Source organism: Fictibacillus gelatini DSM 15865, assembly GCF_000430745.1.
GTDB classification, from domain to species: Bacteria; Bacillota; Bacilli; order Bacillales; family Fictibacillaceae; genus Fictibacillus_A; species Fictibacillus_A gelatini.
The window spans coordinates 12813-35789 of sequence record NZ_KE387230.1 but is presented as its reverse complement, the minus strand read 5'-3'; the positions used below and the strand labels follow the sequence as shown (position 1 = coordinate 35789).

The 22977-nt window shown below is 43.6% G+C and carries 22 protein-coding genes and 1 pseudogene; 10 read left to right on the top strand and 13 right to left on the bottom strand.

Annotated elements, in window-relative coordinates:
• Positions 1–50 precede the first annotated feature (50 nt).
• Positions 51–1523, top strand: a complete 1473-nt coding sequence (locus tag H538_RS0119050) for a flavin monoamine oxidase family protein (RefSeq protein WP_026678924.1) — start codon at positions 51–53, stop codon at positions 1521–1523.
• A gap of 66 nt (positions 1524–1589) precedes the next feature.
• On the opposite strand, the gene H538_RS0119045 is transcribed toward H538_RS0119050, so the two are convergent.
• The 4 genes from H538_RS0119045 to H538_RS0119030 form a co-directional block, all read right to left on the bottom strand.
• Positions 1590–3041 carry a sensor histidine kinase gene (locus H538_RS0119045; RefSeq protein WP_051291584.1) on the bottom strand — a complete coding sequence of 484 codons (1452 nt, stop codon included), beginning with the start codon at positions 3039–3041 and terminating at the stop codon, positions 1590–1592.
• Positions 3042–3066: 25 nt separating this feature from the next.
• Complete coding sequence (locus H538_RS0119040; protein ID WP_026678922.1) at positions 3067–3768, bottom strand: response regulator transcription factor; 702 nt, start codon at positions 3766–3768, stop codon at positions 3067–3069.
• Positions 3769–3888: 120 nt separating this feature from the next.
• Positions 3889–4530, bottom strand: coding sequence for a DedA family protein (locus tag H538_RS24510; RefSeq protein WP_051291576.1), 642 nt, complete (start codon positions 4528–4530; stop codon positions 3889–3891).
• A complete protein-coding gene (locus H538_RS0119030) occupies positions 4517–5104 on the bottom strand; it encodes a class I SAM-dependent methyltransferase (RefSeq protein WP_026678921.1) in 588 nt (195 codons plus the stop codon). The genes H538_RS24510 and H538_RS0119030 overlap by 14 nt, the downstream gene beginning before the upstream one ends.
• Before the next feature lie 220 nt (positions 5105–5324).
• Between H538_RS0119030 and H538_RS26295 the strand changes: the two genes are divergently transcribed.
• Positions 5325–5513, top strand: a complete 189-nt coding sequence (locus tag H538_RS26295; RefSeq protein WP_154658036.1) for a hypothetical protein — start codon at positions 5325–5327, stop codon at positions 5511–5513.
• Positions 5514–5721: 208 nt separating this feature from the next.
• Here the strand turns inward: H538_RS26295 and H538_RS0119025 are convergent, their stop codons facing one another.
• On the bottom strand, positions 5722–6462 hold the full coding sequence (locus tag H538_RS0119025) for a class I SAM-dependent methyltransferase (protein WP_026678920.1): 741 nt from the start codon (positions 6460–6462) through the stop codon (positions 5722–5724).
• Positions 6463–6626: 164 nt separating this feature from the next.
• A complete protein-coding gene (locus H538_RS24505; RefSeq protein WP_081412725.1) occupies positions 6627–7589 on the bottom strand; it encodes a DMT family transporter in 963 nt (320 codons plus the stop codon).
• 91 nt (positions 7590–7680) lie between these two features.
• Here H538_RS24505 and H538_RS0119015 point away from each other — a divergent pair, with 91 nt between their 5' ends.
• Both H538_RS0119015 and H538_RS26510 read left to right on the top strand, forming a co-directional pair.
• Complete coding sequence (locus H538_RS0119015; RefSeq protein WP_026678919.1) at positions 7681–8547, top strand: LysR family transcriptional regulator; 867 nt, start codon at positions 7681–7683, stop codon at positions 8545–8547.
• Positions 8548–9367: 820 nt separating this feature from the next.
• Positions 9368–9637 (top strand): hypothetical protein, encoded by a 270-nt coding sequence (locus H538_RS26510; RefSeq protein WP_035351654.1) that lies wholly within the window; start codon positions 9368–9370, stop codon positions 9635–9637.
• Positions 9638–9815: 178 nt separating this feature from the next.
• Here H538_RS26510 and H538_RS24495 read toward each other — a convergent pair whose 3' ends face one another.
• Positions 9816–10079: a hypothetical protein gene (locus H538_RS24495; RefSeq protein ID WP_051291575.1), complete on the bottom strand. Its 264-nt coding sequence runs from the start codon at positions 10077–10079 to the stop codon at positions 9816–9818.
• A 504-nt stretch (positions 10080–10583) separates the two neighbouring features.
• On the opposite strand from H538_RS24495, the gene H538_RS26845 reads away from it, so the two are divergent.
• Complete coding sequence (locus tag H538_RS26845) at positions 10584–10895, top strand: hypothetical protein (RefSeq protein ID WP_026678915.1); 312 nt, start codon at positions 10584–10586, stop codon at positions 10893–10895.
• Between the two features lie 36 nt (positions 10896–10931).
• Here the strand turns inward: H538_RS26845 and H538_RS26995 are convergent, their stop codons facing one another.
• The 3 genes from H538_RS26995 to H538_RS0118975 form a co-directional block, all read right to left on the bottom strand.
• Positions 10932–13454, bottom strand: coding sequence for a beta strand repeat-containing protein (locus tag H538_RS26995; protein WP_081412724.1), 2523 nt, complete (start codon positions 13452–13454; stop codon positions 10932–10934).
• A gap of 658 nt (positions 13455–14112) precedes the next feature.
• A complete protein-coding gene (locus H538_RS0118980; RefSeq protein ID WP_026678914.1) occupies positions 14113–15747 on the bottom strand; it encodes a glycosyltransferase in 1635 nt (544 codons plus the stop codon).
• The gene (locus H538_RS0118975) at positions 15737–16846 is read right to left on the bottom strand and encodes a glycosyltransferase (protein ID WP_026678913.1); all 1110 of its coding nucleotides are present in this window, start codon (positions 16844–16846) and stop codon (positions 15737–15739) included. The genes H538_RS0118980 and H538_RS0118975 overlap by 11 nt, the downstream gene beginning before the upstream one ends.
• A 361-nt stretch (positions 16847–17207) precedes the next feature.
• Here H538_RS0118975 and H538_RS0118965 point away from each other — a divergent pair, with 361 nt between their 5' ends.
• Positions 17208–17390 (top strand): hypothetical protein, encoded by a 183-nt coding sequence (locus H538_RS0118965; protein WP_051291574.1) that lies wholly within the window; start codon positions 17208–17210, stop codon positions 17388–17390.
• A gap of 118 nt (positions 17391–17508) precedes the next feature.
• Here H538_RS0118965 and H538_RS0118960 read toward each other — a convergent pair whose 3' ends face one another.
• Both H538_RS0118960 and H538_RS25800 read right to left on the bottom strand, forming a co-directional pair.
• Entirely contained in the window at positions 17509–17943 is a 435-nt protein-coding gene (locus tag H538_RS0118960) for a hypothetical protein (RefSeq protein WP_026678911.1), read from the bottom strand.
• Between the two features lie 55 nt (positions 17944–17998).
• Positions 17999–18254: pseudogene (locus H538_RS25800) on the bottom strand (VCBS repeat-containing protein); the annotation flags it as partial.
• A gap of 379 nt (positions 18255–18633) precedes the next feature.
• Here H538_RS25800 and H538_RS0118950 point away from each other — a divergent pair.
• Genes H538_RS0118950 through H538_RS0118940 form a run of 3 tightly spaced genes read left to right on the top strand, consistent with a single transcriptional unit; the run spans position 18634 to position 20559 of the window.
• Positions 18634–18996 carry a GntR family transcriptional regulator gene (locus H538_RS0118950; RefSeq protein ID WP_026678909.1) on the top strand — a complete coding sequence of 121 codons (363 nt, stop codon included), beginning with the start codon at positions 18634–18636 and terminating at the stop codon, positions 18994–18996.
• Positions 18989–19885, top strand: coding sequence for an ABC transporter ATP-binding protein (locus H538_RS0118945; RefSeq protein ID WP_026678908.1), 897 nt, complete (start codon positions 18989–18991; stop codon positions 19883–19885). Before H538_RS0118950 ends, H538_RS0118945 begins: the two co-directional genes overlap by 8 nt.
• Entirely contained in the window at positions 19882–20559 is a 678-nt protein-coding gene (locus tag H538_RS0118940) for a hypothetical protein (RefSeq protein ID WP_026678907.1), read from the top strand. Before H538_RS0118945 ends, H538_RS0118940 begins: the two co-directional genes overlap by 4 nt.
• Positions 20560–20997: 438 nt before the next feature.
• On the opposite strand, the gene H538_RS0118935 is transcribed toward H538_RS0118940, so the two are convergent.
• Positions 20998–22170, bottom strand: coding sequence for an MFS transporter (locus H538_RS0118935; protein WP_026678906.1), 1173 nt, complete (start codon positions 22168–22170; stop codon positions 20998–21000).
• A gap of 80 nt (positions 22171–22250) precedes the next feature.
• On the opposite strand from H538_RS0118935, the gene yeiL reads away from it, so the two are divergent.
• Complete coding sequence (yeiL, locus tag H538_RS0118930; protein WP_026678905.1) at positions 22251–22931, top strand: transcriptional regulator YeiL; 681 nt, start codon at positions 22251–22253, stop codon at positions 22929–22931.
• Positions 22932–22977 lie beyond the last annotated feature (46 nt).

Genomic DNA, 22977 nt, shown 5'->3' with positions numbered 1-22977 from the left:
CTTCTGGAATAGGATGGTAATAGCGAATTTGAAATGGGGTGCCTATTGACATGTCCAACTATATCGTTCCTCGAATCACTGAGGATCAAATGGTATCGGCTATACGAAATGGAATTGGAAAGGCTGACCACTCGAAAAGGGTCATCATTGTCGGGGCTGGAATATCTGGACTTGTCGCTGCTTCCCTACTAAAGGAGGCCGGACATCAAGTCATCCTTCTTGAAGCAAACAATCGAGTAGGTGGACGGATTTTCACAGCTCGCAACCCTGAAGACGGACTGTATTTGGAGATGGGAGCGATGCGGTTTCCTTCTACACATTATTTAGTGTTCGAGTACATAAGAAAATTCAATTTAAAGGTTAACCAATTTATTAACCGAACGCCGACCGATTTGATTTACGCCAACGGCATTCGAACAAGACTGGATCAATATGAAAGTGACCCGAGAATTTTACGTTACCCCAAAGCGAAAAGCGAGCAAGGGAAATCTTCCGAAGAGTTATTGACGCTGGCGACAGCGCCGATCATCAACTTCATTAAGGAAAATCCGGAAAAAAATTGGCCGATTATCGCCAACGAATTCAAGCAATACTCAACGGCGGATTTCCTGCGAAATTACCATTATACCTTCGGGACCACCCTCTCCAGCGGAGCGGTTGAAGAAATCGGGGTTCTTTTGGATTGGGAAGGCTTTTTCGAGAAATCCCTTATTGAAGCGCTAAGATCGATGATGATTTTCCAGAATTCCACTCAATTTTATGAAATAACAGGAGGCAACGATCACCTTCCCCGGGCTTTTCTGCCCCAGCTGCAAGAAAACATTCATTTTCGGCAAAAGATGGTCAAAATCAAGCAAGAGACAGACAAGGTCACCATCTACTGCCGCCATGAAGATACGTTAAACTATTCCCAAATCACCGGGGACATCGCCATCATCGCCATTCCCTTTTCAACGCTACGATTTGTGAAAGTGGAGCCGTACCACTCCTTTTCGCATAATAAGTGGAAAGTCATTCGGGAGCTCCACTATATGCCCGCTACAAAGATCGGAATCAAGTTCAAAAGCCGGTTCTGGGAGCGGGAAGGGCAGTACGGGGGAAAATCAATCACCGATCTTCCAATTCGCTTTACCTATTACCCAAGCCACGGAATCGGATCATCTGGACCGGCAATGGTATTGGCAAGTTATACCGTGGGACCGGAAGCCGCATTATGGGATGGGTTGCCTGAAGGTGACCGGATCCAGAATGCCTTGCTCGATCTTTCATTTATACGTGGAAACCAGGTATATTCTGAGTTTGAATCAGGGTTCTCATGGAACTGGGATTTAAATCCTTATTCTCTTGGCGCCTTTCCTATGTACACTCCGGAACAGGAATCCGATCTTTACCCGTTTATTACAAAACCAGAAGGAAGAGTATATTTTGCCGGAAGCCACACAACGCTGATCCACGGCTGGACACAGGCTGCCATTGAATCAGGCATAAGGGCAGCCCTTGAAGTGAATGGTTTAAAGTCATGAAAATGTTCATTAACAAAATTGGAGCGAATCAAAATGGATTCGCTTCCTGTTTTCTTTTTTTAATCGTCAATTCGCCATCGGTAAATGAATGATGAACCGAACAATTCCGTCGTGATATTCCGCCCAAATGTTGCCTTCCTGCTTTTCGACGATGCTTTTTGCAATTGCAAGGCCAAGGCCGGAGCCTTCTTCGATTCTGCTCCTTGCTTGATCTTTTTTATAAAACCGTTCAAACAGATTCTCTAGCTCCTCTTCCGTAAATGCTTCACTTTGATTAGCAACGGAGACTTGAAGGCCGTTGTCCTCCCTCTTTAAGGAAACATGGATTTCCCCCTGATCTGAACTGTATTTGATGGCATTCATCAATAAATTGTCAAACACGCGCACCATTTTCTCCGGATCGACAACAGCGTAGAGACGCTCATCTGGAAACTCTTTTACGATGGACAGGCCGTGCTCCTCTGCTTGCGGCACCACCTCTTCAATCAACTGGCCAAGAAGTTCATTCATGCACACTTCTTGCCGGTCGAAGGCGATATTTTCGTTCGTAAGCTTCGTATACTCAAATAAATCTTCAATCAAGTTTTTCAGCTGTTCGGACTTTGAAAAGGCAACTCTCGCATACTCATGTAGCTGCCCACTCGTTTCGTATTTTCCATCGCACAACAAGCGCAAATAGCCCATGATGGAAGTCAACGGAGTTCTTAAATCATGAGAGACATTCGTAATCAATTCATTTTTTTGCCTCTCCACTTTCCTCTCTTTTTCTATCTTCTTCATAAGCTCTTCGGCCATATGATTAATATTCTCCGTCAATGATGCGATTTCGTCTTCTCCCTTTTTTTCAATCCGATGGGCGAGGTTTCCCTTTGCGATCTCTTTGACGCCTTGAGCCATCGCTTCAATCTGCCTCATTTTCCGCTTCGTTATATAAAAGTATGAAAAAAAGAACACAAAAAGCCCGATGAAAATTGGAATGGGCCCTTCACTCGTCGAATAGATGACATCCCCTTCTGGTATGCCGCTGACAAACATATATAAATTCTTCCCTTTGATCGTGACGGGGTAAAATGTCATGAATTCTTTGCGCGATTCTTCCACCGTCCTTCCTCCGCCTGCGTATGCTGGATGGTTGATGGCAAATGACATGACACTTTTGATCATATCATGAAGGTTCATCCGCTCTTCGTGTGCCTGTTTCGTTTTATATAACACCTTTCCCTCCTCATCCGTGACAAGCACTTTCAATGCATCCTGTCCTTCATCAAGCAGCCCGTTTTCTTCATCTATAATCGCTTTGATGGCTTCCGTTGAATTTTGCTGTGCCGCCTGCTCTGCCACCATTTGCGCCCGATCGTTAATTTGTTGCATGCCGCCACTATAATCGATCGTCGCTTCCCGATTCATGGTTTCGAAAATGGGCACGGTCGCCCTAGAAACAAGAAAAGCCGCCAAAGCGCAGACAACGAACGTAGTAATCAGCTGAATTCTGATGCTCTGGCGAATGCTCATTATCATTTTTCCGAACAGCTTATTTAGCCACTTAATGATCGTTCTCAATCTTATACCCCACTCCCCATACTGTTTTAATATATCTTGGCATTCTTGGGTATTCTTCTACTTTTTCCCGGATTTTTCGAATGTGCACCATCACCGTATTATCGGATTGAAAGGGTGGCTCCCCCCATACTCTTTCATAAATTTGATCCGCGCTGAATACGATGCCGCGGTTTCGGGCAAGTAGTTCCAGAATGGAAAACTCCCGCGGTGTTAATTTCACTTTTCGATCGGCAACCGTCACTTCATGTGTCGATACATTGATTTTCATATCCCCGACCTCAATTTCGTCTTCATTTTGCACGGCGGCTCCGCTCATTTTTAAGTACCGGCGGAGCTGCGATTTAATGCGCGCCATCAGTTCGAGCGGGTTAAAGGGTTTTGTTACATAATCATCTGCCCCTGTCGTCAAGCCCAATATTTTATCCATATCTTGCGTTTTCGCCGATAACATGATGATCGGTATATCGCCCGTTTCCCTGACTTTCATGCACATGTGAATGCCGTCTATTTTTGGCATCATAATGTCTAACACAACCAAATGCACTTCATTATGTTTTAATTTCTCCAGGCCTTCTACTCCATCTGCGGCCTGCAATACGTCATATCCTTCATTTTTTAAATAGATGGCGATCAGGTCCCTGATTTCCTTTTCGTCATCTACTACAAGTATCGTTTCTTTTCCCATATCGACTCCTCCAAAATCATGCAACGACCTTTATTCGTCGAATATAATCAATTATTCAAACTTATTCGTCTACGTCCTTTTCATGGAAAAGGGGCAAAGCTGATCTTTTCTCTTTATCTATCATTCACATGAAACCTTTGCTGGATCATTATTTGGCACTCTACCTATGTTTACCATTTTTCGCTTCCGCTGTATAGTTAAATATGAAAAAAAGAAAGAAGCCGCTGCCATTACGCCAAAAACAAGGCCATACTTCGTAACGAATTCGACAATCGCCCCGATATTATCCCCGAAAGCAAAGCCGAGGGCAAAATAGAGAATCGTCCAGACCAATCCCGTACTGTACGAATACAACGCATACGTTTTATACGGCATGTTGTTAATTCCGACAATATAAGGGATGATATGCCTAATGACAGGAATAAAATAACTGATGATCAATGCAAAATGCCCGTATTTGCCAATTAGCTCTTGAGATTTTAAAAGGTAAGCAGCCTTTTTCTTCTTAACTAGCCGATCAAGGATTTTCGAGCCGAACGCCTTCCCGAGCACATATCCTAAAGAAAGTCCCGACACCACGCCAAGGTATGTCAACAGAAAAGCGGGAAACAGCTTTAAATAGCCTAACGAAGAAACCAATCCCCCGCTCATGACAACCATTTCATCCGGGATCGGCATTCCGGCAATCCCGAGCCATAAAAAGAAAAATAATGCGCCATAACCATAGTCCTGAATATTGGATAATAGCTCATGCAGCTCCATTTTCGGCCCTCCCGTTCTTTTTTCTACAATAAAACACATAGGCTGGAGGGAAATTAAGCCAGACTTTTTTGACGTTGATCGTTTGAAAGAATTGCTGGATAAAGGATTTTTTAACGAGAGAATATTGAAAAGTGATGAATTTTCCGTTCTCCTCTAATGCGTCCATGACATTGCTTAAAATGCGCGACGATACTCCGGCAGGCAAAGAAGTAAACGGCAAGCCGGACAATACAAAGTCGACTTTCTCGATGTTGAGCTCCTTGATGTACGTTTGAATAGTTTCAGCCGAACCATGGATGACGACAACGCCCGGGGCGCCTCCATACCGTTTTTGTAGATCCTTGAAGAAGACTTCATTGATTTCAATTAAAATGAGCTTCGTATGTTTCTTTTTCCTCTTTATGATTTCTTCGGTGAATGACCCAGTTCCAGCTCCAAGTTCGACAATGCAGCGGGCTTTTTCAAAATCGATGGCCTCCGCCATTTTTTGCGCCAATCGTTTGGAACTTGGCGCAACGGCTCCGGTATTTTTCGGATGCTTTAAAAATTGGGACAAGAATGTAATGAATGGCATCAACGATCTCCTCGCTCTCATTCTGTAAGATAGCTTTAAGTATAGAGATCGATTCTTAAAAATTAGCGAAGAGATTTCTTAATTTTTTCTTAGGAATTCATTACAGGTGGAGTTCGACGAAGGGCAAATGCTGGCCATCTTTAGAGAGCTCGTTCATGAGCAACAATGGCCATCTCAACATACTCTGTTATTAACAAATAATCGTTAAAGAAGGTGCGAAATGATCTACTTCGATCTCCCATTTCGGCAGTTCTACTTCCCGCCTTCACCATATTGGTTTTGGCATAATCCATATGTTTACCCAATGCACCCGTACCATGTAAGCTATATTCCGGATACCTTTTCCACTGTCGGGACTCCAACGACAACAGCGGGATCATGGCCAGCCGGCATAGGCGCTGGTAACTGAAGGATTTGGATACACCTTTGATTTTGGTAAATAAAATTTAAGGTTTGGAAAATAAATCCCGGGTTTCAGAAAATAAAATTCGAGGTTCGAAAAATAAATTCGGGCATTTGGAAAATAAAAGACTGATATTGGACAATAAATGAATAAACTGTACCCTAAGTCCAGGATACAGTTTAAAAAAAGGAACGGTTTTAACTAAAATAACGAACTAGCTCTCTCTCTTTTCAGCCGAGATGATTAAAAACATCGGCCTGCGGGCTTCATCTTCCATTTCGGGATTAGCCTTTAGCATTTCATCGGAGGGCAAGGGCTCTTTGACTGCTTTTATTGTAAAGCCGGCTTCGATCAAGTCATTGATGTAAGTGGAAATAGTGCGATGATATTTAATGACGTTCTCGGTTAAGAAGGTCGTCTCCCGCACGCCTTCTGCTTGATAGTCGTCCACCGGCCAGTGCAGGCGATTCCCTTTTTCGTCATAGAACCAATCCTGTGCGCTCAGGCACGTAAAGATGGGATGTTCCACAGAGAAAAGAAAACGTCCCCCGGGCGCCAAACAAGCATGCACCTTTTGGCAAATCGCTGCAAATGACTTGATGTAGTGAAGAGCGAGTGAACTGATGACGACATCGAAGGAAGCGTCCGGAAAATCGATGTCTTCAATCGGCATTTTCATGTACGAAATGAGGGAGTCATCCGTTTTTTCGCGGGCCTTTTGCAGCATTTTTTCAGATAGGTCCACACCGACCACCGAACTTGCCTGCTCTTCGCGGGCATATCGGCAGTGCCAGCCAAACCCGCATCCTAAATCAAGCACGCGTTTATTTTTCAGGCAAGGCATCAACGCTTGTAGTACATGCCACTCCCCCGCGGCTTCCAGACCTTTGACCGATCGCGGCATTTGCTCGTACGCGGAAAAGAATTTCGGATCATCGTATTTGTTTTGTTTCATCTTTTAACATCTCCTATGATTGAAGTAGCCTCCTAAAATAAACAACAGTTCGATTTCAGGAGGCTATCTATATCCTTCTAACCATTCCTTTCACCCCATCATCTTTATGAATGTTATCGTATATCACACTGCCTGTTCAATTCATCCAATCTGTTGAATTCCCGTTACAACCCGCCATTATTCTCACGGCAATCAGAGACCGCCTGGCAAGTACGCTGTTCGAAGGATGCCATTTCATATGATACACCTCTTTGCTTTGCGCCTTTAAAAGGATATAGGTTCATAAAAATTCCCGTGCAGATGAGAAGCGCGCCGACAATGATGCCGACTGTTATCGTCTCCCCGAGTTGCAGCCACCCGAACAGGATGCCGAGAACTGGAACGAACATTAATGCCATCGAAGCTTTCGAAGCATCCATTTTTTTCAGAACCCAAAACCAGACGACGAATGTAAAGGCAGTTGAAAACAGGCCATTGAACAATAGCGACAATACCGCCCGGCCAGACCACACAATCGAACGATCAGGCTCCAAGAGCAAATGGAAAAAGAATAAAAAGGCGGACCCCATCAGCAGCTGCCAGGCATTCATATGGATGACATCGACATGTTTGAACTTCAGTTTGCTGAAAACATTCGCCGCCGCCCAGCTAAATGCCGAAATTAAAACCAATGACTCTCCAAATAGTACGTTAGAATCGAAATTGATGATATCTTTTCCTAAAATGAACAAAAGCCCGATCAGGCCAAAAATCAATCCCCCTATTTTATAAGCGGTAAGCTTCTCATTCAATTTGAAATGGCTGATGGCCGAGACGAATATGGGCATTGTGTACACTAAACAAGATGTTTTTCCGGAGTCAACAAATTGCATGCCATACGTCAATATCCCCATATAGCCTAACGCCATTAATAGGCTCATATGAAAATAGCTTCTAAAATCCCGCTTGCTTGCGGAGAGCTTTTTCCTTTGCAGTGCGAGAAGGATGAACAAAGGAACCGCCCCTATGAAAAGACGTAAGGCTGAAAATAGAAACGGAGGAATATCGCTGATTCCCATTTTCATTGTAACCCATGTATATCCCCAGATCAGAGTGACAGAGATGATGCCCAGAAAAACGTTGAACATGCTGAAATCCCCTTTCTTATTGATTTGACTACAGCATATGCTATATTTATGGATAACTCCAATACATTATTTTTATAGGGGGCATAACTGATTGGTTATGAATAGGAATCACTTGAACATTTTTATGAAAGTCGCGGAAAAAATGAATATTACAGAAGCAGCAAAAGAGTTATTTATCTCGCAGCCTGCAGTAAGCAAGGCCGTCAAAAATTTAGAAAAGGACCTCAATGTCAAGTTATTTATTAGAGATAAGCTAAAGGGATTAATGTTGACTGAAGCCGGGAAAGAAATTTTGATTTTGGCGAGGCAAATAAAAGGAATTGAAAATAAAATCTATCAAGTAGCCGACCGGGAGAATAACTTGTTAAGCGGCAAGATTAAAGTCGGTTCTTTCCCAGCCGCATCGACCAATATTTTGCCCCGGGCGATCGCCTCATTCAGGGCTAAATATCCGCTTGTTGCCATCGAATTACTAGAAGGGACTTCCAATCAAATTAAAGAATGGGTGGAAGATCGTACAGCAGATATCGGCATCGTTTCCTCTCCTTTTGATCCGTTTGAACATGAAATATTGAGCAATGACCATATGGTGGCGATCATTCCGCGGCATCATCGATTGCATCAAGAGAAAAAGATTGATCTTCTAGCCTATCCCAACGAATTGATATTTTGCAAAGGCGGTCATGAAATCGCTATCGCAAAAGTATTTCAAAAAAATGATATTGAGTTTAAAGAAAACTTAACCGTTCAAAATGCCGAAACATTGGTCAACATGGTCAAAAACAATCTGGGCATCGGCGTCATTTCAGCATTTACGCTATCTTCTGTTTCCCATCAGCTGCTCGTGAAAGACATTCATCCGGGAGTCACCCGCGATATCGGCATCATTGCCCACTCCTTCGAGGAAACGACGCATGCGGCAAAAGAGTTTATCAAGATCATGAAATCAACAATCTGAACTGCTTCATTTTTATTGTGATCGGCAAGTTTAGCTTATCAATTATCTCAGAGTGGATTTCAATCAATTTTTTGATGTTATCCATCTTTTAGCTTCAGATTTCAATCAAATTTTTTATTTATCAATTATTTTCATGCAGATTTCAATTCCCACAATATAATAACGGAAAAGGCCAACCAGAACGTAATGTCTGTTTGGCCAACAAAAAAACGCTACTTCCAGTATTTTTTCTCTTTCATCTAGCTAGTAGCACATTTATACTTTGCGAACTATTAGTCTGGAAAATTATAGTGCATACTAACCTGCCAGTAATATCACGCAGTTTATTCAGTGGAAGTTGGTCGCTTGCCTGAATAAAAGAAGATACTAATCCCCCTTCTCTTTTAATCATGATAAAAGTTGAGCGACCGCAACAAGCCCATTGCCTAGCAGCCACACTTCCTCCTGGCAGATCCCAGAACAAATAAATTGATGTCCCTGGCCCTTGCCGCCTCATGGATCAAGATCAATTCCTTTTTCATCAGGTCTATGTTTATGCCTCTATCTAAATTTCGCTTAATTTCAATAAAAAACATCCGCAAAGCCTTCGCGGGCAACCTCATATAGAATTCCATCAGAACCCCTCCTATCATTTTTATTAATAGGATCATATGACTTTCTTTTCGACAATATTCCTTTTCATCCTTTTCTTTTTTTAAAAAAACGATAAAAAAACTTTGGCCAGGCATTACACGTTGTATAAAGTCCACAAAAAATGAGCGATTTGCCAGTACCAAAACATGTTGCTCCAACATTTACTAGAATAAAGAAGGTGATAGAAATGTGCCAAAAAAAGAAAGGTAAAAAACGCATTTGCCATCATCCTAAATGCAGCGGCACAAGCAAAGAAAAAGAAGTGATCTATGTCCGCCCTGTCATACACATTAATCGAGAACATGTCATATATGTTCCGCGTCATGTTGAAGTGGAAGAGACGATCAATGAGGTCATCGACACTGGCGAGCCGGGCAAATGCGATTTTCATGATAATCAAAAGAAATGCAAGAAAAAGAAAAAAAGAAATTGTTGTTGCTGCAAGAAGAAAAGATAGTTTTATTCAATCCTCAATTGTTCGCAAACCAAAGGGATGGCCACCTCAGGCGATCCCTTCATTTTATGGACTGACAGCTGTAACATTGACTCTTGTTTTAAAACAACAAACAATCCGCCTCTAAAGAGACGGATTTAATAAAACATTGGGGTGTTTTTAGGCGGATTGCGTAATTGGATTAGCTTCTTCTTTTACCGGTGCTTCTTTTCATTCCACTGCTTCTTTTCTTGCCATCTTCGCATCCGCATGCACCTGGCTCACCTGGATCGATCACTTCATTGATTATTTCCTCTTCATAAACGTGGCGCGGAACATATTCGATATGCTCTCGGTTAATGCGTTTGATAGGATGAACATAAATTACTTCTTTTTCGGTATATGTGTCCGAATAAATATATTTAGGCTTACAGTAAATCACTTTTTTACAGTTTTTCTTCCCCATTCATCTCACCCCCTCTTAATCTATTAAATGTTTGTAAGAGGGACTTTGAAACGGACAAATCGATTAATTTTTTTCTATGATTTAAAAGTTGGGATGTTGACTTTTTTTATCAGCAAGAGTACGAGAAGAAATTCTGCTAGAAATAAAAAGTGAAGCGTTTTAACACTGTCATTATGGCTATACACACTTCCCGCATTACCATTAATACCTCCGCAAATAGTCTCTTAAGAAAGCGAAGAAAAGCACATTCACGACTGTTCCTGTTTTGAAAAAGCCTATCTGCATTTGGAACAATCAAAATTATTCGTTTGATTTTACTTATATTTCAATGCCAACATGGTTAATAAGAAAAGTAATGAAAACCCCTATTCGTGCTTCGTTAGCGGATAAAAAGAAAAGAATCGAAACTTCGATTTGCTTAAATACAAGTTAGGAACACTCCGAATCGTACAAAAGTCTGGTAAGTAGAGGGCACCATTCCTACTATTGAAGGAACAGAAGTTGATGATGAAAAAATACGCGTTTTTTGGTAACGGCAGACAAAACAAATACAAAAGGCACAAATTTCGCTCAGAACGTAAAGCATTAAGTAAAAAGAAAAAGTTGAATGCTATTCGTCAATTAAAAGATAACAAAGTGAGCCCTGTAGAAAGCAATATGAACAATAAAACCTCGAATTCGGTTATTTTAGCCGATGTTCGAGGTTTTCTATCTGGAAAAGCATGGATGGCTTATGCTACAACAATTAACTTAAATTCCATTTTTGTTGCATTATCCATAGAACAAGCGGTTTTCGGTTTTCCGAAGTTCGAATGAATTGAAATGCCGCATGAGCATCCCCATCCTTCATTCTTAACCAACTCTTGACAATCGCAAAGAGGCATTAATAATTGCTGCACCCTCTATAGTTGGTTCAAGTGGATCGGCAGTTGTTCCTATGTTGCGAAGGGACAATGTCGATCCAGCCGGAATCGTTAAAATAGCTGCACCAACAAGGTTAGGACTAGTACTATTTGCCCCAATTTGCCCATAACGGATGGAAGCTTGAACTACATTATTTAATACAATAGCATAAGCTGCGGAAGTATTAGATCCGGTAATCATTGGCGTGACCTCAAAAATCACAAGGTAATCCCCGCCATTGGCAACAGTAATCGTCGTGCTAGTTGGGTGGGCTATCCCCCCCGCCATAGGGCCATTTGTGTTAAATGAAACATCTGCACTTGGATTAACAGTTTGAGCACCAGTATTGTAAACATAACCATAGGAACTAAATGGTGTTCCGGTCGCCCCGGTGGCTCCGGTTGGCCCGGTCACTCCTGTGGCTCCCGTTGGTCCAGTGACCCCGGTGGATCCTGTTGCTCCGGTCGCTCCAGTGATCCCGGTTGCTCCGGTTAGCCCCGTTGCTCCGGTTGCTCCGATTGGTCCTGTTGCCCCGGTGGATCCAGTTACTCCGGTGGCTCCGGTTGGTCCTGTTGCTCCAGTTGCTCCGGTTACTCCTGTAGCCCCTGTTGATCCAGTGACCCCGGTCGCTCCTGTTGGTCCTGTTGCCCCGGTGGATCCTGTTGCTCCGGTTGGTCCTGTTGGCCCTGTGACTCCAGTAGATCCTGTTGCTCCGGTCGGCCCGGTGGCTCCCGTGGCTCCGGTGGATCCTGTTGTTCCTGTTGGTCCTGTTGCCCCGGTGGCTCCGGTTACTCCGGTGGCTCCAGTAGATCCTGTTGCTCCTGTTGATCCGGTCGGCCCGGTGACTCCTGTTGCTCCAGTTACTCCGATGGCTCCCGTTGCCCCGGTTGCTCCCGTTGGTCCTGTTGCTCCGGTCGGCCCGGTGACTCCTGTTGATCCGGTTGCTCCGGTTATTCCTGTTGCTCCAGTTGCCCCTGTTGGACCAGTCGCCCCAGTTGGTCCGGTTACTCCTGTATCCCCTGTCGCTCCGGTGGCTCCGGTCGGCCCGGTGACTCCTGTTGATCCAGTTACTCCGATGGCTCCCGTTGCCCCGGTGGATCCAGTTACTCCGGTTGGTCCTGTCGCTCCAGTGATCCCGGTTGCTCCGGTTGGCCCAGTCGCCCCAGTTTCTCCGGTTGCTCCAGTAAATCCTGTTGGCCCCGTCGCTCCTGTTACTCCCGTTGGTCCGGTTGCACCAGTGACTCCTGTTGATCCGGTGGCTCCTGTTGGACCTGTTGCTCCAGTTACTCCGGTGGATCCTGTTGATCCAGTTGCCCCGGTTATTCCTGTTGCTCCAGTTGGACCTGTATCTCCTGTTGGTCCCGTTACTCCTGTGGCCCCGGTTACTCCCATTGGTCCTGTTGCTCCCGTTGGTCCGGTTGCACCAGTTACTCCTGTTGGTCCCGTCGCTCCTGTTGATCCAGTGATCCCGGTTGGACCTGTATCTCCTGTTGGTCCTGTGACTCCCGTTGCCCCTGTTGCTCCGGTTGGACCTGTTGCTCCAGTTACTCCGGTTGCTCCTGTTGCTCCAGTTGGACCTGTTGCTCCCGTTGCTCCCGTTGGTCCAGTTGCACCAGTGACTCCTGTTGGCCCCGTCGCTCCTGTTGCTCCTGTATCTCCTGTTGGTCCCGTTACTCCTGTGGCCCCAGTTGATCCGGTTGGACCAGTTGCTCCCGTTGGTCCCGTCGCTCCTGTTGCTCCAGTGATCCCGGTTGCTCCGGTGGATCCAGTGGCCCCAGTTGATCCGATAGCTCCCATTGCCCCTGTTGCTCCCGTTGGTCCAGTTACCCCTGTCGCTCCTGTATCTCCTGTTGGACCCGTTGCTCCTGTTATTCCAGTTGCTCCGATTGGTCCTGTTGCTCCCGTTGCCCCTGTTGACCCTGTATCTCCTGTTGGTCCTGTTGCTCCGATGGCTCCCGTGGCTCCTGTTGCTCCTGTATCTCCGGTCGGCCCGGTGACTCCTGTTGATCCAGTGATCCCGGTTGCTCCGGTTGGCCCCGTCGCCCCAGTTTCTCCGGTTGCTCCAGTAAATCCTGTTGGCCCCGTCGCTCCTGTTGCTCCTGTATCTCCGGTTGGCCCTGTATCTCCTGTTGGCCCCGTCGCTCCTGTTGGTCCGGTGGGCCCAGTTACCCCGGTAGCTCCGGTTGGACCAGTTGGCCCGGTGGCTCCCGTTGCCCCTGTTGACCCTGTATCTCCGGTTGGTCCAGTCACTCCAGTTACTCCGGTCGCTCCCGTGGCTCCGGTTGCACCTGTTGGTCCGGTAGGGCCACTTGGGTAACAAGGAAGTATAGGGCATAATGAAAGTTTTAATAATAATGTTATTAAATTAACAATTTTAGAAACCAAATCATCTATAGGGTTATCAATAGCTTCTTCTTTTCTTCGTTTTTCCTTATTTTTAATAAGTTTTGTTCTTCTTGATTTTTTTTTCATTTCTCCCCATTCACCCTACCATAAATTGTATACTACTTAATATATAAATTTAGGGTTGGTTTTGTTTGGATTTTATCCATACCCTCTTCAATTAATTTGTTTGTCTAGTTTTGAAAAATCGCCATTTTAAAACAGAAAAGATGGCAAGCCCATCTTTACGACGTCAATAAAGGGATAGTTTCTAGTGCCCCTTCTAGAAAAATAGTTTGAATTTCAGTAATCGAACATTCGTTATTTTAAGAACACCTCGTTGGATCTGTGAAATGAGGAAAAACGATCACGAATCGATACATAATTTCGTTCTCGGACAATAAGTGCTCTTATTTGGACAATAAGTCATCCGGTTTAGACAATAACATCTTACTTTTGGACAATAAGCGAAAAAACTACCAATTTTATTGTCCGACTCAGGCCATTTATTGTCCGATGGAATCGATTTATTGTCGGAACTCCATTGTTTATTGTCCAAATGCTATGAAAATAGCACCACACTACCACACTAGAGAAGTTTGTTCCTGTTTTTTGCTTTTATTTTTTTTACAGGCAAAAATGGATTCTTGAAAATAAGAACTTTCTTAGCTGAAAGGGTACTAGAGAAATAAGGAAATACCACCTAAAGCTGATCGAGCTTATGTTGAGACTTGTACTTTTTGGAATTTTAGCGTCTAATGCTCGTTAGCAAATAATCCTCCAATTCTTTGATGACATTGCCATAGCTATACTGAAGTGCCGTATTCCTTCCAGCTTCGGCTAATTCATTTCTTACTTCTGGATGATCAATAAGATAGGAAAGTGCCCAGGTCAATGCAGGAACATCGCCTGGTTCAACTAAAATGGAATTTTGTCCGGAGCGGGCATACTCTTCCACTCCCCCGCATTTTGTTGAAATGACAGGAACTCCAGAAGCCATCGCTTCAAGCGGTGGCATTCCAAACCCTTCATACCATGAAGTGAAGATGAAAATGTCAGCCGTTCGATAAATATCCGCCAGGTTCTTTTGATCTGGCTGAACGATAAAATTTAACGGAAATGGGGCATGGAGATCAGGCTGATATTGACAAATCCAGTCTACGGAAAACAAATGGCCTGCCGTCCATAAATTGGTCAAAGCCATTAAAGCAACGTCAAATCCCTTAAAAGATAATCCAGGGTTTCCAACCAGCAAAATCGTCATTTTTGAGCTTTTCTTCTTCTTCGAAGGATGGTATAGATCCACATCGATTCCATTGGTAATGACCGGGGCGTCTATAAGGAAACGGGATTTCAATAGTTTGGATACGGTGGATGAGACGGAGATAATGGGGATGGAAGTATCATAACATTCCTTTAAATATTTCCTTATCGCTGAAACATTCATTGACTCAGGAATGTCGCCAAACAGCCATTCGTACCCCTGTTCCCAATAAACGATGGGGACAGGCGAAGATTTTAGCTCAGGGAGTTGGCTCATCCATCCCGCCATGGCAATATCGCATTCTTTAATATAATGGACAAATGAGTCATTGGGCGGGACAACGATTTCCTTATCAACTTCCAACTCAAACCAGGATGGCAAAGCCTTTTCACCTGCGCCCTTATAAAAGGCATAAATACGGTGACCGCTTTTTCGCAGCCATTTCATCTGCTGAAGCAACATCTTGAGGCCGCCTGTCAAATTGTGATGCGGAAGAAGGTACCCGATTGTCAATTTCATGTTTGCGTCAGCCGTAAGAGTGCGATGGTACAGGGTTTCAGGACTTCTTTTTTTATTCGGATAAAGCTTAAATACATGTGCCCCGTTATCACCAATATCTAATTTTTGATAACTACAATCGAATTCAACTAGATCAACGATGCTCCATCTGCTTTTATGCTCCTCGAGTCGGTTTCCAATATACTCCTTTTGCTCTCCCGGATAAATGGGCGTGGAAATGATTAAAGACTTGTTTGCATGTTCTAGCAGGCTTGCAATGAGCCTTAAGCCTTCGTCTTTTTGAAAATGTTCCAGAACATCAATTAATAGAATCGTGTCATATTTCCCTAATTGGTCAATGAGATTGACGATATTTCCATAATACATCTGGTTATAAACGTACGAATGGATAGGGTTTTGGTACCCGGAAAAGCCTTCAACACCGTCTATTTTTACTTGCCATTGTTCTTTCGAATACCTTTCATGCGGAATATCCAGCGCCTCCCGCAGCAATACCCCGTATTTTCCGAAGCCTACCCCTACATCCAATATCGACTGAGGATTGTCCTGGACAACCAGGTCTATAAGTTGCGAAACAGCTTGATACCAACTAGTCGGCATGATTTCCTCCCATTTGTCTCAGTTTTTCTTCCAAATACGATTTGTTGTACTTCGCATAAGCGTTATCCGGGTCATATGACCGTGCTTTCTCATTATGCTCGTACGCCAGCAGATACTCTCCTAACCGGTCATAGCAGACACAGAGCTGAATATGGGGCAGCCAGGTATAACAGCTATAGTTGATAAGCCCTCCCCTTTGTTTAATCTTGTCGATGTTCAGCCTTGTCGCAAGGTCATACCAAAATATCGCTTTTTCAATCTGGTTCTGTGCAAGGTAAATAAAACCGAGCCTGCAGCACTGATCGGCTCGCGGAAGGTCATATTCAAAAGATGTTACAATATAGTGCACAGCTTTCTCATGGTCGCCTCTGGCTAAATAGATATCTGCAAGCTTTCCGCAAGTCGCAATGCAATCTTCAACCCAACCTCTTTTCGACTCTAAAAACTTCATATACGATTGAATGGCTTTATCATAAAGCCGATGTTCGAAACATTCGTTTGCATAGTAATATAAATCTCTAGGGGAAAAATCGATCCCTTTTGCCATCAGCGATTCATAAATTTTCAAATTCCTGTCCGTCTTTTCCGTTTTCACGCTTTTATGTGTAATGTTGACATCACTGTCTACAATGTTTCCATACACCTCTAGATATTCATGAACGGCGCCAATCCACTTGAACTTCCTTTCCCTTTTTACCAGCCGGTTCCTTCGCAAACTATGTGTCACTTGATTCTTATCGTCAAACGCTAAATGGTAATTCATTGATACGGCATCTATGGAATCATTCAGGCGCTCTTTAAGTTCCTTGAATTTTTTCCGGTCGTTTTCTAGCATTACATCGTCGGCATCTAACCAAAAAATAAAATCTTTAGTCGCTTTGCTAAAAGAATAATTGCGGGCGAGAGAAAAATCATCTTTCCATTCAAACGGGTATACATAATCGGTATACTGTTTGGAAATTTCCATCGTCTTATCATCCGATCCAGTATCAACAATCACGATTTCATCTACTAAATCCTTTACCGAATCAAGGCACCTTCCGATAATGGCTTCTTCGTTTTTTACAATCATGCATAAGCTAATGGTCTGTAAGTCCATGCTCCTCCCTCTTTCGTCCGTCCAACATTGCTAAAATGCTTTAAGCATTCTACACAACCAAATTATTCATTTTCCAAAGGGTTGTTCCTGTGAAAAACAGGTGTTTCCCAAACAATAAGGGAAAGGGGGAATGAGTGGGCGGAAGGATAAGATTATCTTTAAAAATAGCGAGGTGCATGGAAGAGGTGATCAAGGGCTTGTATGAAGCGCATTTGCCAGCGGGCAACCTTTTTCATTCATAGACTTCTATTATTTTGCTTTTTTGACCCGGACAGTACAAAGCAAAAACAATGAAGCAAACTTTTCCCTAAAATGTTAAACTATTTATGAAGGAAAGAAGAAGCATTTTCCAATAGAGGTGATGATCATTCGACTTTATGAGGAGTTGCCTATTGATCTCTTACAAGAATTTTATCGAGAGATTCAAAAAAATATTGAAAAAGGGATTTTGTCGGATCGAATGCGCGATGAATTATGTCTAATCAAGAAAGCAGCTGAAAAGAAAGGGCTCTATATACTTGATGAATATCGCAGCACCCGATAGCATAGTGGGATATAGGCTTATTAAAGAAGCTGAAAAGGCGGTCGATTCGTTCTTTTAGCCGCCTAAAATGGAGGTTGTTCAGTGAAGAAGTGGTAACCTATCGCCGCCGGATTCCCTTTTATGTTTGCTTGCGCATGCGATTAAAGTAGAGAAATACTGGAAGCGGGATGACGATAAATCCGAAGCTTTTAAGCAATTGATTCATCGCGCTGTCTTTGGTTCGATCTTTTTCGTCTTGAACCATTTGTTGGTACTCATCCCGCCATTCTGCTTCATCTGCATGCTGTTTTTTGTTGTCCATACTCTTCATTTCTTTAAATTCCGAAAAACTCTGGTAATAGCCGGCAGGGCTCACCAGATCAGAGACCGCCATAAAAATGGAAATCCCGCCTCCTATCGTCATCATCAACGTGGCGAATAAGACTAAATAAATATAAACGTGCTTCAACACATTTTCTCCCCCTTTATCTTTTTGTTTGACTGCATACATCACCATAAAAATAAGAACTACGACAAATACAATGGGCAAGAACGATGCCATAATGAAAAACATATGCCCCTCCTTTAGTTGCTTACTCTCTGCTGAACATAAAAACGGTTCAAAACAGCTACACTTCCCCTCCGAAGATGGCGACATTTTGTCTCAGCAGCAAACTCCCGCCTGTTCCATTTCAAGACGGTCTGCATATATCCGAGTACCTCCCCGCTATCTTTGGATGCGCTTCAAGTTCATACGTGCCGTCCCTGTCAAAATCAATCGGATATAGCCCCGATAAAGGATTGACCCAGCCTTCAATCATTCCTGTTATATAGTTCAGACAAATAGTTTTTCCCCTTATAAGCAAGGTCAAAAATATACTTTTCTTTAAGAATTCCTCTCTTGATGGATAAAACGCCAATGCGGCGTTAATCGTTTGCAGCGCTTCATTTATCCATCCAGCTCTTGCCTGGGTTTCATCCAGGCCGTGCCAGTAATACAGGTGATTCATTTCCTGTATTTTGGCGCAGTAAAAACGGATCGTATTTCCGGCTACATGTCCACGTTCTCCCCACCTGCCTCGTTGTTCCATTGACAAATTATATGCGGGGAAGTTGAATTATAGTTTCAAAGAAGGTTTTAATATAATTTTTTCCTTCTAAAAAAATCAGGCAATTCATCCATTGACAAATCATCTCACACCCTCTATAGTTAATTACATAAGTAATTAACCAACATAGTAACCAGGGAGGAAGTGGAACGTTGATAGATGACAGCCGTCCTATTTACGTGCAAATTGCTGAACGAATCGAAAATGACATCATCGAAGGCGGGCTGCTCGAAGAATCACAGGTTCCTTCAACGAATCAGTTTGCGTCCTTTTATCAGATCAATCCGGCGACTGCAGGAAAGGGAGTGAATCTGCTGGTAGACCAGGGAATTTTGTACAAAAAGCGAGGTGTAGGCATGTTTGTCGCTACAGGCGCCCGTGAGAAATTAATCAAAAAGCGGAGAGAACTTTTTTTTGAGCAGTATGTGGTGTCAATGATCCATGAGGCCGAAAAGCTTGGCATCACTAGAGAGGAATTAACAAAAATGATTCAAAAAGGAGACAAAATCGATGAATAAAGTGATCGAAGTGAATCATCTGACAAAGTCGTATGGCCATCACACCGTCGTTCATGATGTCAATTTTTCACTCGAAGCGGGAAAAATCTATGGCTTGCTTGGCAGAAACGGTGCCGGCAAAACGACGGTCATGAAAATGATCACAGCCCAGCTTTTCCCAACAAGTGGGGAAATTAAAGTGTTTGGCGAAAACCTTTATGAGAACCGCTCAGTATTAAACCAGGTTTGTTTTATTAAAGAAAGCCAGAAGTACCCGGACATTTTCCGCATTGCCGACGTCCTGGATCTTTGCTCATCATTTTTCCCTAACTGGGACCGGGAGTATGCTGACTCTCTTATTGAAGATTTCAGGCTTCCAGTAAAACGCAGAATCAAAAAGCTGTCGCGCGGGATGCTTTCTTCTGTTGGTATCGTCGTTGGGCTTGCAAGCCGGGCGCCGCTTACTATTTTTGATGAACCTTATTTAGGGCTTGATGCGGTCGCTAGAAGCATTTTTTACGACCGATTGTTAGAGGATTATGGAACGCATCCACGGACCATCATCTTATCGACCCATTTAATTGACGAAGTGAGCAAAATGCTGGAGCATGTGCTCGTCATCGACGATGGAAGGCTGATGATTAATGAGGAAGCGGAAGCTATTCGCAGACGGGCATTTAGCGTCGCTGGCCCTTCTAAAAAGGTAGATGCTTTTACGGTTGGAAGAGAGACATTAAGCCGTGAAGCGATCGGCGGCATGGCCCAGGCGATTGTAATGGGAGACTTGAACTCCAAAACTCGTTCGCAAGCTAAAGAGCTTGGATTGGAAATCAACCCGGTTTCCATGCAGCAGCTAATCATCCACCTGACCAATCACAATTCACAAAGAAAGGCGGCGATCAATCAATGAATCCAGTATTGAAAATGCATATGAAGTACAAATTGATCTGGATGATCTTGCCATGGACCACTCTGCTTTTCAGCTTTGCGGTGAATCTATTGATCGCCGTCCTCGTCAATGATAAAGGCGGGCTATATACCGGAGGCGTGGCATCTATTTTCATCTTCATGTTTGTCGCAGGCATTACCATCCCGATCCAGACCTTTCCATTTTCTCTGGGATTAAGCGTCAGGAGAAAAGACTATTTTCTTGGTATGATGGCCGTCAGTTTGATCGTAAGCGCCATTTCAGCCGCCATTCTTTCCATATTTTCTTTCATTGAAAGCGACCTGACGGGAGGCTGGGGATACAAGATCCACTTTTTTAGCTTGCTGAATGCTTTTAACACGAATATCATCTGGCAGTTCGGGATTTTCTTTATTTTGCTGACGCATATGTGTCTATCCGGGTTTATTATCTACAGCATCTACCAACGGTTCGGCCGAAGCGGAATGTTATGGTTATTCGTTTTGTTAGTTCTGCTTCTTACCGTTTTAAGTCTTCTTTTCACGTATTTCCAATGGTGGATTCCTATCTTCCAATGGATCGCCCATCACCCGAACCTGCTTGTTTTATGGATCTTGCTTGCCAGCTGCATTTATGCGGCCCTATCGTATTTGCTCCTTCGAAAAGCGGCGGTCTGAGAGCCTACGATTGAAATCGCTCAATAACTCTAGTATATTTTTGGCTGATTCGTGCGTGGTGACCATCTGGCCGCCACGCCGGCATTACAAGTAGAGTTACGTTTTTAGGCGGGATCACAACATGGGATAAAGTTTTGTATCATGCTGCAAGTAGCGAATGAATTGATTATTTTCTACATCCTGAAAAAATTCACCTCCCGATCAGCAACCAGCACTTCATGTTTGTCGTTTTGCACAGCCATCAACACTCAAGCTTTCAGGCACTCTATCAAAATCGTTACGAACCGTCGGATGCAAATATGGCTACGGGGATCAAAAAAAACGAAAAAGAGGGATGTAAGAATGTTGTCCGAATCAACATATTCTTACATCCCATTTTCATTGGTTAGCCGCCCTTTCATTTAGCTTAAGAATGGGGTTTTCCAGCTTGTTTATACGTTATATAGCAACCGCACTTTCCTTTTTGTATTCAACTTTCCGATAAACAAGCGCAAACACCATCGATGGGATGGTACATAGAATCATCCCGAGAAAGGCGTATCTTGGCTCAATTTCGTATAAAAAGCCGCCAAAAATCGTAAGAACTGCAGTGCTCCAGCTTAGTGCCAGCGCCGAATAGACGCCCTGCGCTTTCGGAATTTGCGCATGCGGTATATTTTGGATTAAGTATTTCATAAACGCATAATGCCCCATTGCAAATGAGCAGGCATGCAAGGTTTGCGCGATGCTGAAAACGATGACATTTGGAAAAGCAAATACTGCAATCCAGCGCACTGTTGAACCAAATGCCGCCAGTGCCAACAAGGAACCTACTGAAAATTGATGAAAGAACCGGTCTGCGATGAAGAAAAAAATGATTTCTGCGATCACGGCAATGTTAATAATCACTCCAATTAAATAGACCGGCGCATGGATTTCTTGCAAGAAAATATAGCCATAGCTGTAATAAGAAGCGTGGGCCGCTTGTAGCAATATGACAATAATCAGTACCAGGCCAAAGTGTTTGATGCGAAATAATTTCAGCATGCCGCCTTTTTTTTGTTGATCTCTTTGCGGTTTCTCGGATAAAACATCGGGTGCGCGCATAAAGCCAAGACCCATGAATGCCAATGTGCCGAATAGAAGCGCCCATACAATCACTTTATCCCCAAATGTCCCTGTAAAGACGGTTAAGATCATGCCGGCGACGACAAACCCGATGGATCCCCACGAACGGCTCTTCCCGTAGTCCCGCAATTGATTGCTTTGGACAAGGACGCCCGCTGCGCTGTCTAAAGCAGGCATCAACGTCGGGTAAAAGAAATGCAAAAGCAACGTTGCCATAAGCAAGCTAGCAAAGGAATCTGCCGGAACGCAGCAAACAATAGCGCCAAGCGTGCCGATGGCCATCACATTCAATAACGTCTTACTGCTGAACTTCCCTGAAAAATAAGGAAACGCAACTAATGTGGCAATGCCTCTGGCAACCAGGCCCAGGCTCATGATCAAACTCGCCTGGGACACCGTAATTCCTTTTGCATGAATCATCCATCCAGTCCAATAAGGCAGAAAAATGCCCCATGTGATATAAAAGCTAAAAAACTGTCTGCTCATCCAATGTTGTGTGTTCATTCCGTATCCCCCCATTGTTTGCATGATATCATGGAGAAACGTACAATAATATGAGATATCTCCTATTTTTGAGGTGGACCATGAAAATTTATAAAAAGGAGAAAAGGCAGCGTTATTTGGATGAACACTCCATTAGCCACTTGTTTTCTTTTCCGGTTGAAGAGTTCATTCAAGTGCATGAATACGGGCGCGGTGAATGGATCATTCAAGAAGGTATGCGGCCGGATTTTTTATTTTATGTCATTGAAGGAAGAGCAAAGATTTATGTGACGCATCAAAATGGGAAAGTTTCTTTAATTAATTTTATTCATGCGAATGATTTTATCGGGGAAATGGAATTAGTTAATGAAGTGTACTACACAAAAGGAATACAGGCTTCCACGAAGACCGTTTGCTTTGCTCTCCCTTTTCGCCACTATCGCACGCGAATGCTAGAAGACGCGACATTCTTGCGAGAACTCACCAAGTTTTTAAGTATAAAAGCAACCTATATGGCTGGAAAGTATTCACAAAGTCTCGCCTTCCCGCTTGAAAACCGGCTTGCGGATTTTATTTTGCAAACCGCAGATGAAGGGGTCTATAAGGAAAAGCACGTGACCGTTTGCGATTTTTTAGGCGTCTCCTATCGGCATTTATTGCATGTGCTTGCCCAATTTTGCGAGAAAGGGTATTTGAAAAAGGAAGGGCGCCACTATCGCATTGAGCAACACAGCCCGTTAGTTGAATTAGCGGAGAAATTAACGAATTTTAGTCATCAATGAAGCAGTTCTCCAGGAAGTGTCCTTGAGATCGCTTCTATCGGACAAA

Excerpts from the sequence above, each read along its gene's own strand:
- H538_RS0119050 (WP_026678924.1), top strand. The coding sequence starts at position 51 with ATGTCCAACTATATCGTTCCTCGAATCACTGAGGATCAAATGGTATCG.
- H538_RS0119045 (WP_051291584.1), bottom strand. The coding sequence starts at position 3,041 with ATGATAATGAGCATTCGCCAGAGCATCAGAATTCAGCTGATTACTACG.
- H538_RS0119040 (WP_026678922.1), bottom strand. The coding sequence starts at position 3,768 with ATGGGAAAAGAAACGATACTTGTAGTAGATGACGAAAAGGAAATCAGG.
- H538_RS24510 (WP_051291576.1), bottom strand. The coding sequence starts at position 4,530 with ATGGAGCTGCATGAGCTATTATCCAATATTCAGGACTATGGTTATGGC.
- H538_RS0119030 (WP_026678921.1), bottom strand. The coding sequence starts at position 5,104 with ATGCCATTCATTACATTCTTGTCCCAATTTTTAAAGCATCCGAAAAAT.
- H538_RS26295 (WP_154658036.1), top strand. The coding sequence starts at position 5,325 with ATGATCTACTTCGATCTCCCATTTCGGCAGTTCTACTTCCCGCCTTCA.
- H538_RS0119025 (WP_026678920.1), bottom strand. The coding sequence starts at position 6,462 with ATGAAACAAAACAAATACGATGATCCGAAATTCTTTTCCGCGTACGAG.
- H538_RS24505 (WP_081412725.1), bottom strand. The coding sequence starts at position 7,589 with ATGTTCAACGTTTTTCTGGGCATCATCTCTGTCACTCTGATCTGGGGA.
- H538_RS26510 (WP_035351654.1), top strand. The coding sequence starts at position 9,368 with ATGTGCCAAAAAAAGAAAGGTAAAAAACGCATTTGCCATCATCCTAAA.
- H538_RS24495 (WP_051291575.1), bottom strand. The coding sequence starts at position 10,079 with ATGGGGAAGAAAAACTGTAAAAAAGTGATTTACTGTAAGCCTAAATAT.
- H538_RS26845 (WP_026678915.1), top strand. The coding sequence starts at position 10,584 with ATGATGAAAAAATACGCGTTTTTTGGTAACGGCAGACAAAACAAATAC.
- H538_RS26995 (WP_081412724.1), bottom strand. The coding sequence starts at position 13,454 with ATGAAAAAAAAATCAAGAAGAACAAAACTTATTAAAAATAAGGAAAAA.
- H538_RS0118980 (WP_026678914.1), bottom strand. The coding sequence starts at position 15,747 with ATGCCGACTAGTTGGTATCAAGCTGTTTCGCAACTTATAGACCTGGTT.
- H538_RS0118975 (WP_026678913.1), bottom strand. The coding sequence starts at position 16,846 with ATGGACTTACAGACCATTAGCTTATGCATGATTGTAAAAAACGAAGAA.
- H538_RS0118965 (WP_051291574.1), top strand. The coding sequence starts at position 17,208 with ATGATCATTCGACTTTATGAGGAGTTGCCTATTGATCTCTTACAAGAA.
- H538_RS0118960 (WP_026678911.1), bottom strand. The coding sequence starts at position 17,943 with ATGTTTTTCATTATGGCATCGTTCTTGCCCATTGTATTTGTCGTAGTT.
- H538_RS0118945 (WP_026678908.1), top strand. The coding sequence starts at position 18,989 with ATGAATAAAGTGATCGAAGTGAATCATCTGACAAAGTCGTATGGCCAT.
- H538_RS0118940 (WP_026678907.1), top strand. The coding sequence starts at position 19,882 with ATGAATCCAGTATTGAAAATGCATATGAAGTACAAATTGATCTGGATG.
- H538_RS0118935 (WP_026678906.1), bottom strand. The coding sequence starts at position 22,170 with ATGAACACACAACATTGGATGAGCAGACAGTTTTTTAGCTTTTATATC.
- yeiL (WP_026678905.1), top strand. The coding sequence starts at position 22,251 with ATGAAAATTTATAAAAAGGAGAAAAGGCAGCGTTATTTGGATGAACAC.